Genomic DNA, 12,591 nt, shown 5'->3' on the forward strand with positions numbered 1-12,591 from the left:
TTAGCCCCTAATTAATTGACCGATTATTTTTTCTCCACAAATTCTCCTAACGTTAAATATTTTTGGTAGAGATTTTGATACACCGCTACTTTGTCTACTTCAGGCAGATATTCGGCATCAAATCCCGAGCCCATCGCCTTTTGGGCTACTTCCATAGAAGGGTGGATTCCTGCCGCTACGGCCGCACACATAGCCGCACCAAGCGCACAAGCTTGATCCGCACTCGCCGCTTTGATGGGCATATTGAGCACATTGGCAAGCGTCTGCATCACAAAAGGTGACTTTTTAGCTACGCCTCCTATGCCAGTTACTTTTTTGATAGAAACTCCTTCTCTAAAAAATCTTTCGACAATAGCCCGCGAGCCAAAGGCTGTAGCTTCTACCAAGGCTTTGAAGATTCGGACAGCATCCGTACCTAAATTTAACCCCGAAATAGCGGCCTTCAAGGTATGGTTGGCATCAGGTGTACGGCGACCATTGATCCAATCAAGGGCAATAGGGTCATTCTCCGTTACGGGTAGTTGAGAAGCTTGTTGCGACAAATAAGGAATCAGTTGTTTGCTAAGGTTCTGTGCGGCCTCTTCTCCTAAAAGCACTTTTACTGGTTCCACTATTATCTTCTGAAACCAAGCATATACATCTCCAAAAGCCGACTGCCCTGCTTCCATGCCTAGCATTCCGGGTACAATCGACCCATCTACTTGACCACAAATTCCTTTGATGAGCAAATGCCCGATTTCTTCATTAGGGGCAATCAACATATCGCAGGTAGAGGTTCCCATCACCCTCACAAAAGTATAAGGCTCTATCTCCGCTCCTACCGCGCCCATGTGGGCATCAAAAGCCCCGACACCTATCACTACGCTTGTGGACAAACCCAGCTTAGTAGCCCATTCTTGAGAAATAAAGCCCATAGGCTCATCAGAAGTATAAGTATGGGTATAAAGTCGGTCTCTGGTACCTGCCAACAACGGATCTAGCTTCACTAAAAACTCCTCTCCGGGCAACCCATCAAATTCATTGTGCCACATGGCTTTGTGTCCAGCAGCGCAACGAGAGCGTTTGAGCGATAGTGGGTCAGTATTTCCAGTCAACACTGCCGAAATCCAGTCACAATGCTCTACCCACGAAAATGCGTGTTGGCGAACAGCGGCATCCGTACGAAGTGTTCGCAAAATTTTGGCCCAATACCATTCCGACGAATAGATTCCTCCTACGTATTTGGTATAATCTACGTCCCAATGATGCGCCAAATCATTGATTTCTTCGGCTTCAGCATTGGCAGTATGGTCTTTCCAAAGAATAAACATACCGTGAGGATTTTCGGCAAAATCAGGCAAAAGGGCCAAAGGCGTGCCGTTTTTATCTACTGCTACGGGCGTTGAGCCGGTAGTATCTACCGAGATACCTTTAATTTGCTGACGTACTTCGTCCGATACCGCCGCCAAAGCACCTTTGATTGATGCTTCTAACCCTTCCAAATAATCCAAAGGGTGCTGCCTAAATTGAGAAATAGCCGGGTCACAATAAAGCCCTTGTTTCCAACGTGGATATTCAAATACATGGGTTCCTACGCTCTCGCCCGTATGAGCATTGACTACCAACGCCCGCACTGAATCAGTGCCGTAGTCAACTCCTATCACATATTGATTTTGCATTTCTTTTGAACAAATTTTAACGGTTAAGTAGTTAAATTATCACTCACAAAAAGGCTCTTACGACGACTCTGGCATGAAATACCAAAAGGCATTGAATTTGCTCTCGTATTTTTGCTTATCGAGTCGGTAAAGAATCGCTTTTTTAGTAGCCGAATTTTCGTTTTTTTCGCCTGTATCTATCAATAACCCCGTCGATAAGATTTTGCGACTAAAGTTGCGCCGATCAAGACGCATATCATAGATAGCTTCGTAGAGTTTTTGTAGCTGAGGAATGGTAAATTTTTCGGGCAATAGTTCAAAACCAATCGGATGAAGTGCCGCCTTATACCGCAAACGTTCCAGCGCATTTTCGACCATTCTATCATGGTCAAAAATCAACTTAGGAGCATTTTTAAGGCTGATCCATTGGGCATTATGAGCCCGAACCGATTCTTGGTCGTGGGCATGAATATTAATGAGAGCAAAAAAGACAACGGATATTGTGCGTTCGACAGGATCGCGATTTACTTTGCCATAAGTTTGAAGGTGTTCCACATAAATGTTGTCAAGCCCTGTCAACTCATACAAAATCCGTTCGGCACCCACCTCCAAATCTTCCTCTTCTTTCACAAAACCACCCATCAACGACCATTTGCCTTTCTCAGGCTCAAAATTTCTTTTGATAAGCAGTAGTTTGATTTCTTCCCCATCAAAACCGAATATAATACAGTCGATTGCAACAAGTAAACGAGTGGAATGTAAATAGCGGTTCATTAAATGTGTCATTTCGACACAATAATAGACCCTTTTTTATTACTTTTCAACTATTTTCTTGAATTTATTAAAACATTTTTTAATTACTAAACATTTTAACCACATCATACCCAAACCGAAGTATCAAACCAAACACTACCACCAAAAATACGGCTCGTATAAAGGTATTGCCGCGCAAGATAGCCATTCGGCTTCCTAAAAACGAACCTACGATGTTACAGGCCATCATTGGCAAGGCAATTTCAAACACTACGTACCCCTTCCATAGAAAGAAAATCAAAGAAGACACATCGGCTACTACATTGATGATTTTGGCAATGGCAGAGGCTTTCAAAAACTGATACCCTACTATACTTACAAAACCAAAAACCAGTAAACTTCCCGTACCTGGCCCCACAAATCCATTATAAAATCCGGCTGTCATCCCGATCAACAATCCATACCCAAGGAGTCGAGTAAGGGATACAGGGGGATTTTCTTCATGCCCTAAACGCTTATTGACATACGTATAAATCGCAATAGCGGCCATCAGTACCAGTATGATTGGCTTCAATATCTCAGCTTTCAGGTGGCTTGCTACTGTTGCTCCCAAATACGACATCAAAGCAGTACCCAAAGCCGTGAGTAACACCACTTTCCACGGCACGTCTACCTTACGCGCATATTGATAACCTGCCACGCTTGTGCCCAAAAATGAAGCAAAACGGTTTGTGCCTATCACTTGAGAAACCGAAAAATGCGGAAATAAAACAAAAAGAGCAGGAACCTGTACCAATCCCCCTCCCCCCACAATAGAATCTACAAAACCAGCCAATAATGCCGCTAACGACGCCAAGATAATTTCCAACTCCAAAAGATTAAAATTAAACAATCAAAATGTCACTCAATCTTAAATATTGCTTCTCAATAATTTGATGGAGATAGCTATCAAAATCAATCCAAAAATCTTGCGTAAAACATCTGTCCCCGCTACTCCCAATAATCTTTCAATCCAGACCGAAGAACGTAAGACCAAATAAATAAAAATAAGATTAATCAAAATCCCGATGATGATGTTGATTTCTTGGTAAGCCGCTTTCAACGACAAAATGGTAGTCATCGTACCTGCGCCCGCAATCATCGGAAAAGCAATCGGCACAATAGAGGTGGCATTGGTATGGACAGCATCATGCTTGAAAATATTGCGTCCTAAAATCATCTCTAAGCCAATCAAAAACAAAATCAAGGCTCCCGCCACTGCAAACGATTCGACATCTACCCCAAAAAGCCGAAGGATTTCTTTTCCAATGTATAAGAAAGCTATCATCAAGCCACCCGATACAAAAGTGGCGCGGCGGGCATTGATAGCTCCTGCCTTACGACGTAAATCAATAATAACAGGAATAGATCCCAAAATATCAATCACCGAAAACAAAATCAGGGTGACTGAGACAATCTCTTTAAAGTTTGGAATGGGCATACATTTAAGAAGGATGAAGGTGTAAAAGCTTCGCAAAGCTACGAGGTTTTTGTTTATACTTTCTCACGACCTTTCATCTGTTTTTTGGGCCGTTCTTCAAACTAAGAAAAAAAATCTAGCCAAGTACCTTGCATCACAAAGTACCTTATATTAGCTTTGTACCATCGATTACCTATTAACAGCCATTTGAAAACAAAGCAAGGGAATGTGGAGTGAGTGTAGGAGGGCGAGAAGCTTATAAAACATCTGACCTTTTATACTTGCTCTTGTTCCCTGTACTTTTTACAGCCATGACCGTCAATCTAAAAATTTCAAAACATGACAACAGCATGAATATTGAGAACGCTCAAGTGCAGATGCGAAAAGGGATTCTAGAATTTTGTATCATGCACATCATCTCTCGGGGCGAAGTTTACGCTTCCGATATGCTAGACGAACTGACCGCAGCCAAAATCATGGTAGTGGAGGGTACGCTGTACCCACTCTTGACTCGTCTCAAAAACTCTGGTCTGCTCGATTATAAATGGGTAGAATCTTCGTCTGGCCCCCCACGCAAATATTATATATTGACTGAAATGGGCAAGCAGTTTTTGAACGATATGCAACAAACTTGGGTCGAGCTTTCCGACTCCGTCAACACGATTGTGCAAAAGACACATGACTTGGGAGAAAAAAGCGAGCAACAGCCAACCAACTAATTGACAAACAAAACGGACAACTGTTAACTGATGCGCCAGCATCCATTGCCATGAAAAAGACTATTAGCATTAATATCGCCGGTCTAATTTTTTATATTGAAGAAGACGGTTACGATAAACTTAGAAATTACCTAAACTCAATCCAAAAGTACTTCTCCACTTACGAAGATAGTAAGGAAATCATTTCTGATATTGAAGGAAGGATTGCCGAAAAATTCTTAAACAAACAAAAAGCCACCGAAAAGCAGGTAATTAGCCTTGAGGATGTCGAGGAACTCATCAAAAGTATGGGTACTGTTTCGGATTTTGAAGCTATTCAAGAAGAAGAAGACTTGGCCAACGAAGTAGTACAAACTACCACAGTTCCAACTTCAACCGAAGCAGTTGGGTCCACTCCCAGCGCCTCGTATACTTCTTCTTCCACTACTACTGCTCCTCGCAAACTCGTTCGCGATACCAAACGTAAGCTTTTGGGAGGCGTATGTGCTGGAATTGCCCATTATTTCAATGTAGACCCTCTTTTGGTAAGACTTCTTTTCTTACTCTTTTTCATGGGACTACCTGCCTTGAGTGGAGGCGTATTTGGAGGGGATAGCATTGAGTTTTTTGGTCCTTTGAGCGGAATTTCATTTTTAATGTACATCGCGTTTTGGATCTCTTTTCCAGGATCTCATACACTTGAAGAAGACAAGAGCATCAAGAAGTTTTACCGCAATCCTGACAAAAAAGTAGTAGGCGGAGTTGCCGCAGGCGTAGCCGCTTATTTTGGAGTGGATTTGGGGGTAGTCCGATTTGTATGGGTATTGAGCATTTTATTGTTTGGTACAGGGTTTTTGCTCTACATTATTTTGTGGTTGATTACACCTCGGGCCAACACCCTCACCGAAAAAATGGAGATGAAAGGCCAGCCTATCACCCTCGAAAACATAGAAACTAACGTAAAGAAAGCACTACAACCTGAACAAAGAGAAGAAAATATCCTTACAAAATTATTGTTGTTTCCTTTCCGTGCCGTAGCGATTGTTTTTAATGGGCTGACTCCCCTGATGCGCTTTTTGGTAGTAGTTATGAGAATCTTCGCAGGGCTGATGCTCGTAGCGATTAGCTCAGGAGCCTTGTTAGGACTTATTACGGCACTGCTTGCGGTGCTGGGATTAGGAACTTGGGATTTTGGAGATATTGATAATGATCTTATGCCTCTTCACTTTTTTATCGGTGAAGTATCTCCCATGGCTTATATTTTTCTCTTTTTTGCGGTAGGTGCTCCTTTTGCGGCTATTGGATGGCTTGGGGTATCGCTTCTCGCAAAAGAAAACAAATTTTCGTCGGCGGTTTGGCAAACTTTACTTGGGTTATTTTTGGTGGGGATTGTCGGAAGTACGATTTTTGGATTTCGATATGGAGCCAATTTTAGAAGAGAAGGCACCGTAGAAAAAGTACAGACTTATACGCTTCCACAAACGCCACTATTGATTGATTTAAAAAATCAAAACTCAAGCGGCAACTACAACAATACTCATTTAGATTTAGAAGGTTATGAAGGTAATGTGGCCAAATTGGAGCTTCGTTTTCGCTCACAAGGTAGGTCGCGTCAAGATGCCGAGTTTAATGCTTCCAATATTCTTTATAATGTAACTCAAAGTGATTCTTCTCTGCTGTTTGACGAAGATTTCACTCTCTCCAGCAAGGCCTCTCGCTTCCGTGGTCAACGCCTCACAATGACACTTTATATGCCTTACGATAAAGCATTTAGAATGAGTCGCGACTTTTACGACCACTTTTGGGGAGTTCGCCACACCGCCCAAAAAGAATATGACCTCGAAATCAATGACGAGCTTTTCAAAAACGTACGTTGGAGTATTTCAAGAGATTCGGGATTGGTATGTCTTGACCGCCCTGTGGTAGAGCAAAGCAACGACGACAACAACTATAGCGACGACAACGAAATAGACGAACTTAGCGACGATATTGAGTCGGGTCTCAACGAAGCCTTTGACCGCTCTTTTGACAAAAAAGGTGAAATGAGCAAGCAGTTTGATGTAGCGAATTTCAATAAAATCAGAGTGGGAGGAGCATTTGTGGTAACTGTTAAAAAAGGAGAGACGCACAAAGTAATAGCCGACGGCAGTGAGGATTCGCTAGACGAAGTGGAAGTAAAAGTAGAAGATGGCACTTTGCGCGTCGAAAATCGCCGAAATATCAAACTCACAGGGCGCCAAAAAAGAATAGGTTTGACTATCGTAGTACCTAGCGTCGAAGAAATAGATTTTTCAGGAGCCACTTTATCCCGTATCGAAAATTTCAACAACCTTAGTTCGCTTAAAGTAAACATTGCAGGTGCTTCCAAAACCCTTATCAACGTGGATGTCCAAAGACTTGATTTAAGTATCTCAGGAACATCCAAAGCAGAATTGCGCGGAAGTGCCAAAAACTTAGAGGCAAATTTGGCAGGGACTTGTTGGCTAGATGCTGAGCAAATGAACATTCAGACGGCTAAAGTTGAAGCCTCAGGCGTAAGCAAAGCCAACATGGGCAATATCCCTAATCTGACTTCAAATGCAAATGGATTGAGTCGCATACGTCGGCAAGGTGAAAACTAAAAAGAAAAAACATAACATCCTGTTTATGGCTGCCTTCTGGGCAGCCATTTTTTTTAATATCTTCTTTAAGATTCAATTAGGCATTCTTTTTGCTGTATTGAAAATGGTCTTTTCGCTTTGGTATAAATTGCGCCTTAAAGGCGCTCTTTTTACACAAAATCGCCAGTCAAAGAAGAATCACAATATTGGCATTTTTTTTGATTTATTATTTAGTATACCAGTAACAATGCAATAAGTGTATATGCCAAAAAAATTTAGCAATCTTTTAGGAATACTTTTGGGAGTGGTGTTGATTGGCTTTTTTGTATCTGAAAGCTGTCGCCCCAAAAACGATGATACCAATCCTATTTCCGTAGATTCTACGGCACTTTCTTCTTGCATTTTGATGTCAGAAAGAATCAATGATGCCTTGCTCAAAACTTATGAGTATGATTCCTTGCGCCGTCTTACGCGTGTATTTGAATATGGTGGCATCCCCCAAAGCAATCGCCTTCTCAAAAGATACTCGTTTGTGTACGACTCCAAAAGTAGAATTTTGCAGTTTAGAGAAACCAATTTAGCAGTTCGTGACCAAAACTTTATTTATAACCTGACTTACAACAATAAAAATATTCTAGAAGCAATAGAAGTGCAAAGAGTATATAATTCTGGTGCACGTTCGGAAGATACTTTATTTGTCAAATACGACCCCAACAATCGGCTTACGGAACTCTCGTCACGGCGAGGAGTCTCGTCCAAATGGGAATACGATACTGAAGGGAATGCCGTAAAATGGTTTGTAAAAACACCTCTAATGCAAGCAGACAGCCTAGCCGCCGAATATGGCAACTTCGACGATAAGGTGAATATTTACGCTTTTTCGCAGGGAATTCAACTCATCAATTTGTTAACGGGCCGTGCGCCTAGTCGACGCAACCCTCTCAACTACACTGCCTCTGGCCAAAGCGTAGAGGCTTCGTACCAATATAACCTAAAACGGGTGCCGACTTTGGCAGTGCTTAAATACAAAACCACCAACAATACCCTTCGCGAAACGGTATACAGCTATGAGCTTTCTTGTAACTAATGGGTAGTTGTCACTCAAAATCAGCCTTAAACTTAGGACTTTAATTTTTCGTTGTCTAAGTGTCGAGTGGCATCTCTTTGGGTCTTTTTAGCCAGATTTTTCTCAAATGCTTCCGTTAAATTTACTCCTGTTTGATTGGCCAAGCAAAGCAATACCCACAGCACATCGGCCATTTCATCGGGTAGATTTTTCTCCAAATCTGATTTTTTAAACGACTGATCACCGTAGGTACGCGCCATGATACGCGCAAGTTCTCCTACTTCTTCGGTCAAAATAGCCATATTGGTCAATTCACTAAAATACCTAACGCCATAAGTCTTTATCCACTTATCTACCTCTTGTTGGGCTTGTTCTAAAGTCATATTTTCTTAGTCTATTTTTTTAATCCACAATCCAAATCCGGTCTGCTTCGTGGCCTTGCTCACGCCATTCTACCAATACACGTTGCGTATCTAAAGTATTGACTTTCATACCTGTATAATCTGGTTCAACCGGAATCTCTCGATTATACTGCCGATCTATCAAAACCAACAACTCTACCTTTCGAGGACGCCCAAATGCCTGCATAGCATCTAGTGCAGCGCGTACCATCCGGCCGGTTGCCAGTACATCGTCGATGAGAATTACTTTCTTTTCTTCTATCACAAAATTTACTTTGGTGGCATTGGGTTTGAGTGGCTCACGCCGCCGGAAATCGTCTCGGTAAAAAGTGGCATCCAAATACCCCAACGGAATGTGTAAACCCGTAATTTGGCGAAGTTCGTTGGCTATCCTTTCGGCAAAATAAATGCCCCTAGGCTGAAGTCCCAACAAAACTGAATCAGAAAATTCTTGGTGATTTTCGATGACTTGTTGACAAAGTCGGCTCACCATAATTTCGAGCAAAGGGCTGCTCAATATAAGACGATGTTGATTCATAATATCCATTCTATTTTTAGTCTCACCATGCGTGCTTGCGCACGCTTGAGCGTTATTCACCATTTAGGCTACCAATCATTGCTAAAAACTCTTCTCCCGAAATCATTTTTACTCCTAATTTGGTTGCTTTATCCACTTTTGAAGCGCCCGGTTTTTCGCCTACAATCAAGAAGTTGAGTTTGGCAGATACCCCACTTACCAGTTTTCCTCCATTGGCTTCGATTTTATTTTCCAACTCTTCACGGGTCATATTTCCAAAAGTACCTGTATAAAGAAATGATTTGCCTTCCAATGCATTGGATTCTACCACAATAGGAGCATCATCTGTTTCCATTTTCAAACCTGCCGCCCGTAAACGGGTGACATACTCCCGATTAGCAGGCTCGGCAAAAAAGTCTACGATGCTTTGGGCGATTTTTTCGCCAATCTCAGGTACCTGACGTAGCGTTTCAAAATCGGCATTCATTAAGGCGTCGATATTTTTGAAATAAGCCGCTAGCTTCTCGGCCACCGTAGCTCCCACAAAGCGAATTCCAATCGCAAACAACACTTGCTTAAAAGGCACTTGCTTAGACTGCTCAATTCCCTTCAAGATATTCTCGACAGTCTTCTCCTTAAACCCAATTCTTTTGGTTTTACCTGTCTCATCATCCACAATAACTTTTTCTAATCCAAACAGCTTTTCATAACTTAAATCATACAAATCGGCGGGTTGTTGAATCAGTTTTTTATCAAACAATAGCTCAATTTTTCCTTCGCCTAAGCTATCAATATTCATCGCTTTTCGGTGAATAAAATGCTCTACTTTTCCGCGCAATTGCGGCGGACAACCGCGTTCGTTGGGGCAATAATGATTAGCTTCTCCTTCTTTTCTAACCAACTCGGTACCACACTCGGGACAATGAGTGGGAAACTGAATCGGGAAAGTGAGCCTTGTAGCCCGAGCAGTTTGGTCTACACCCGTGATTTTGGGAATGATTTCGCCACCTTTCTCCACAAAAACCACATCATTGAGAAGCAGACCAAGGCGTTCTATTTCGTTGGCATTATGAAGCGATGCTCGCTTTACTCTTGTACCAGAAAGCCACAGCCCTTTGCCGTTTTGTTCTAAATTGTCAAGGTTAGCCACGGGAGTCAACGCCCCCGTACGGCCTACTTGGTAAGATACAGAACGCAATACGCCTGGTTTATTTTCGGCTTTGTATTTGTAGGCAATAGCCCAGCGGGGGCTTTTGGCCGTAAACCCAAGTTCACGCTGCTGCGCAATAGAATTTACTTTTATGACAATCCCGTCGGTAGCTAGCGGCAAACTATGCCGCTTGGTTTCCCACTGATGAATATAATTTAGTACATCTTCGATAGTAGCGCATTTTTCCCAGCTTGGCGATACATTGAAACCCCAAGATTTGAGGGCTAGCAAACTATCTGAGTGAGTAGAAAATACCTCATCGTCGGCTAAGAAATAATACACATAACAATCAAGTTGACGCCGTGCTACTTCGGTCGAATCCTGCAACTTAAAAGCACCCGACGCAGCATTGCGAGGATTGGCGTAGGTGGTTTCGTCAGCGTCTTCTAGTTCTTTGTTCAATTTCTCAAAAACACTATTAGGCATAAACCCTTCTCCTCTCACCTCAAAATTGGCAGGTATTTGGGTGGCCCGAATCTTCAAAGGAAGGGTTTTAATCGTTCTGACATTGGCCGTAATGTCGTCTCCTCGTGTACCATCGCCCCGAGTCACCCCTCGTTTGAGCACTCCATTTTCGTAAGTCATGCTCAATGAAATACCATCAAATTTGAGTTCGCACACATATTCGTATGCTTCTCCGTTGAGTCCTTTTCGCACCCTTTCGTCAAAATCTCTGAGGTCTTGTTCGTTGTAGGTATTGCCCAACGAAAGCATCGGATAGCGATGTGCTATGGTTTCAAAGTTTTTGGTAATCGTTCCTCCCACTCGCTGTGTGGGTGAGTCGGATTGTTTTAGATGAGGATATTGATTTTCGAGTTGGATAAGTTCTTCCAACAACTTATCAAATTCATAATCACTGATTTCGGATACACTCTCTTGATAATAACGATGATTGTAGTAATTCAGCAAATCAGAAAGTTCGACAATTCGTTCGGCTGGGTTCATGGGTTGTGATTGTTTTCGCAGCTAAGTAACATACAAAAGATCATTCGGGCAAGCATATTCATGAGGGAATAAAACGTCGCTAACGTATAGGACTCAAAGAAGCTCTTTTAGCAGGTACATAAGACACAATCATCGTTACGAGGATTACGGTAAAGGTCGTTATTACAAAATCTTGCCATTGCATTTTGACAGGATAAGCATCTACCAACGAGCTTATCATACCCATCGACACAAAACCGTAGGTTTGTTGAAGCCAACAAATAATCACCCCCATCACTAGTCCTACAATAGCGCCCGTAAAAGCGACCAAAGCTCCTTCAAACAAAAAGATTTTTTTCACAAGCGACGCCGTAGCTCCCATCGCAAATAGCATTCGAATATCGTCCTTTTTTTCGATGACAAGCATTGAAAGCGAGAAGAAGATATTGACAGCAGCTACCAAAATAATCAGGCCAAGCGTGATAGTCACAAAAAGTTTTTCGAGTCGGATAGCTCTCAGCAAATCTGCGTTTTGCTCATCGCGCGTTTGTACTCGAAACCCTTCCCCAAGCTGTGACGCCACCACTGCCTTGATACGGTCGGGGTTGGATTGGGGCGTCAGTTGAATCTCCAAAGCGGAGCGTTTATCGCCATATCCCAAAAGCGAAGACGCAAACTGTAAAGGCACAATGACATAATCATCAAAGCGCAATTCCAACATATACACACCTCCCACACGGATAATCTGCTCATTGAAGGCATCAGGCGAATTGAGATTGAGGGTACGGGTATCACTTCGGGGATAGGCAAGCTCTAATGGAGTAAAAATATCGTTGGTATTGATACCCAACATCTGCTGTACCGTTGCTCCTACCACTGCTTTCAGCTCATCACGGTCGTTTAGGAGCAGTTTTCCTTCTATCATAGCTGTATCGAGCTGTTTGCGTTGAGAAAATGTCTCATCCACACCCTTGAGTTTTACCAACACCCTGCGGCCACCATAGCTCGCAAGTGCATTGTCTTCAATCACTTGGGTGACAAACTTTACACCTTCCAATTGGCTGAGTTGCTTTAGTTTTGTAGGTTCTATCACAAATCTTTTACCGCTGGTAGGGGTTATTTTCAAATCAGGGTCAAAGCTTCGAAAAAGCTGTCGATTAAGTTCCTCCATGCCATTAAAAACCGACATCACAATCACGAGTGCCATCGTACCTACCCCTACCCCCAACATGGACATGTTGGAAATCAGACTGATAAAGCTTTTCTTTTTTTTCGAACTAAAATAGCGTCGCGCTATAAAAAATGGAAAGTTCATGCGTTTGTTAA

Annotated in this window: 12 protein-coding genes; 4 read left to right on the top strand and 8 right to left on the bottom strand. The window is 42.5% G+C overall.

Features of this window, described 5'->3' with window-relative positions; translation table 11 throughout:
* Positions 1-23 precede the first annotated feature (23 nt).
* The 4 genes from G563_RS0120290 to G563_RS0120305 all read right to left on the bottom strand — a co-directional run bounded on the left by G563_RS0120290 (position 24) and on the right by G563_RS0120305 (position 3,870).
* On the bottom strand, positions 24-1,658 hold the full coding sequence (locus G563_RS0120290) for a ribulokinase (protein WP_028666919.1): 1,635 nt from the start codon (positions 1,656-1,658) through the stop codon (positions 24-26).
* Positions 1,659-1,715: 57 nt separating this feature from the next.
* Entirely contained in the window at positions 1,716-2,411 is a 696-nt protein-coding gene (locus G563_RS0120295) for an NUDIX hydrolase (RefSeq protein WP_028666920.1), read from the bottom strand.
* A 79-nt stretch (positions 2,412-2,490) separates the two neighbouring features.
* Positions 2,491-3,258 carry a sulfite exporter TauE/SafE family protein gene (locus G563_RS0120300; protein WP_229598540.1) on the bottom strand — a complete coding sequence of 256 codons (768 nt, stop codon included), beginning with the start codon at positions 3,256-3,258 and terminating at the stop codon, positions 2,491-2,493.
* A gap of 42 nt (positions 3,259-3,300) precedes the next feature.
* A complete protein-coding gene (locus tag G563_RS0120305; RefSeq protein WP_374754529.1) occupies positions 3,301-3,870 on the bottom strand; it encodes a MarC family protein in 570 nt (189 codons plus the stop codon).
* Positions 3,871-4,199: 329 nt separating this feature from the next.
* On the opposite strand from G563_RS0120305, the gene G563_RS0120310 reads away from it, so the two are divergent.
* The 4 genes from G563_RS0120310 to G563_RS0120325 are packed head-to-tail and all read left to right on the top strand — an operon-like array spanning position 4,200 to position 8,234.
* A complete protein-coding gene (locus tag G563_RS0120310; protein ID WP_037327713.1) occupies positions 4,200-4,568 on the top strand; it encodes a PadR family transcriptional regulator in 369 nt (122 codons plus the stop codon).
* Positions 4,569-4,618: 50 nt separating this feature from the next.
* Complete coding sequence (locus G563_RS0120315) at positions 4,619-7,168, top strand: PspC domain-containing protein (RefSeq protein ID WP_028666924.1); 2,550 nt, start codon at positions 4,619-4,621, stop codon at positions 7,166-7,168.
* A gap of 25 nt (positions 7,169-7,193) precedes the next feature.
* Complete coding sequence (locus G563_RS0120320) at positions 7,194-7,403, top strand: hypothetical protein (RefSeq protein ID WP_157585505.1); 210 nt, start codon at positions 7,194-7,196, stop codon at positions 7,401-7,403.
* 6 nt (positions 7,404-7,409) lie between these two features.
* A complete protein-coding gene (locus G563_RS0120325) occupies positions 7,410-8,234 on the top strand; it encodes a hypothetical protein (RefSeq protein WP_028666926.1) in 825 nt (274 codons plus the stop codon).
* A gap of 32 nt (positions 8,235-8,266) precedes the next feature.
* On the opposite strand, the gene G563_RS0120330 is transcribed toward G563_RS0120325, so the two are convergent.
* The 4 genes from G563_RS0120330 to G563_RS0120345 all read right to left on the bottom strand — a co-directional run bounded on the left by G563_RS0120330 (position 8,267) and on the right by G563_RS0120345 (position 12,580).
* On the bottom strand, positions 8,267-8,596 hold the full coding sequence (locus G563_RS0120330; protein WP_028666927.1) for a nucleotide pyrophosphohydrolase: 330 nt from the start codon (positions 8,594-8,596) through the stop codon (positions 8,267-8,269).
* A gap of 19 nt (positions 8,597-8,615) precedes the next feature.
* Positions 8,616-9,152, bottom strand: a complete 537-nt coding sequence (pyrR, locus tag G563_RS0120335; RefSeq protein ID WP_028666928.1) for a bifunctional pyr operon transcriptional regulator/uracil phosphoribosyltransferase PyrR — start codon at positions 9,150-9,152, stop codon at positions 8,616-8,618.
* A gap of 52 nt (positions 9,153-9,204) precedes the next feature.
* The gene (gene ligA, locus G563_RS0120340) at positions 9,205-11,286 is read right to left on the bottom strand and encodes an NAD-dependent DNA ligase LigA (protein WP_028666929.1); all 2,082 of its coding nucleotides are present in this window, start codon (positions 11,284-11,286) and stop codon (positions 9,205-9,207) included.
* 79 nt (positions 11,287-11,365) lie between these two features.
* Positions 11,366-12,580: an ABC transporter permease gene (locus G563_RS0120345; protein WP_028666930.1), complete on the bottom strand. Its 1,215-nt coding sequence runs from the start codon at positions 12,578-12,580 to the stop codon at positions 11,366-11,368.
* Positions 12,581-12,591 lie beyond the last annotated feature (11 nt).

It is taken from the genome of Runella zeae DSM 19591 (assembly GCF_000423565.1).
Lineage (GTDB): Bacteria > Bacteroidota > Bacteroidia > Cytophagales > Spirosomataceae > Runella > Runella zeae.

Excerpts from the sequence above, each read along its gene's own strand:
- G563_RS0120290 (WP_028666919.1), bottom strand. The coding sequence starts at position 1,658 with ATGCAAAATCAATATGTGATAGGAGTTGACTACGGCACTGATTCAGTG.
- G563_RS0120295 (WP_028666920.1), bottom strand. The coding sequence starts at position 2,411 with ATGAACCGCTATTTACATTCCACTCGTTTACTTGTTGCAATCGACTGT.
- G563_RS0120305 (WP_374754529.1), bottom strand. The coding sequence starts at position 3,870 with ATGCCCATTCCAAACTTTAAAGAGATTGTCTCAGTCACCCTGATTTTG.
- G563_RS0120310 (WP_037327713.1), top strand. The coding sequence starts at position 4,200 with ATGAATATTGAGAACGCTCAAGTGCAGATGCGAAAAGGGATTCTAGAA.
- G563_RS0120315 (WP_028666924.1), top strand. The coding sequence starts at position 4,619 with ATGAAAAAGACTATTAGCATTAATATCGCCGGTCTAATTTTTTATATT.
- G563_RS0120320 (WP_157585505.1), top strand. The coding sequence starts at position 7,194 with ATGGCTGCCTTCTGGGCAGCCATTTTTTTTAATATCTTCTTTAAGATT.
- G563_RS0120325 (WP_028666926.1), top strand. The coding sequence starts at position 7,410 with ATGCCAAAAAAATTTAGCAATCTTTTAGGAATACTTTTGGGAGTGGTG.
- G563_RS0120330 (WP_028666927.1), bottom strand. The coding sequence starts at position 8,596 with ATGACTTTAGAACAAGCCCAACAAGAGGTAGATAAGTGGATAAAGACT.
- pyrR (WP_028666928.1), bottom strand. The coding sequence starts at position 9,152 with ATGAATCAACATCGTCTTATATTGAGCAGCCCTTTGCTCGAAATTATG.
- ligA (WP_028666929.1), bottom strand. The coding sequence starts at position 11,286 with ATGAACCCAGCCGAACGAATTGTCGAACTTTCTGATTTGCTGAATTAC.
- G563_RS0120345 (WP_028666930.1), bottom strand. The coding sequence starts at position 12,580 with ATGAACTTTCCATTTTTTATAGCGCGACGCTATTTTAGTTCGAAAAAA.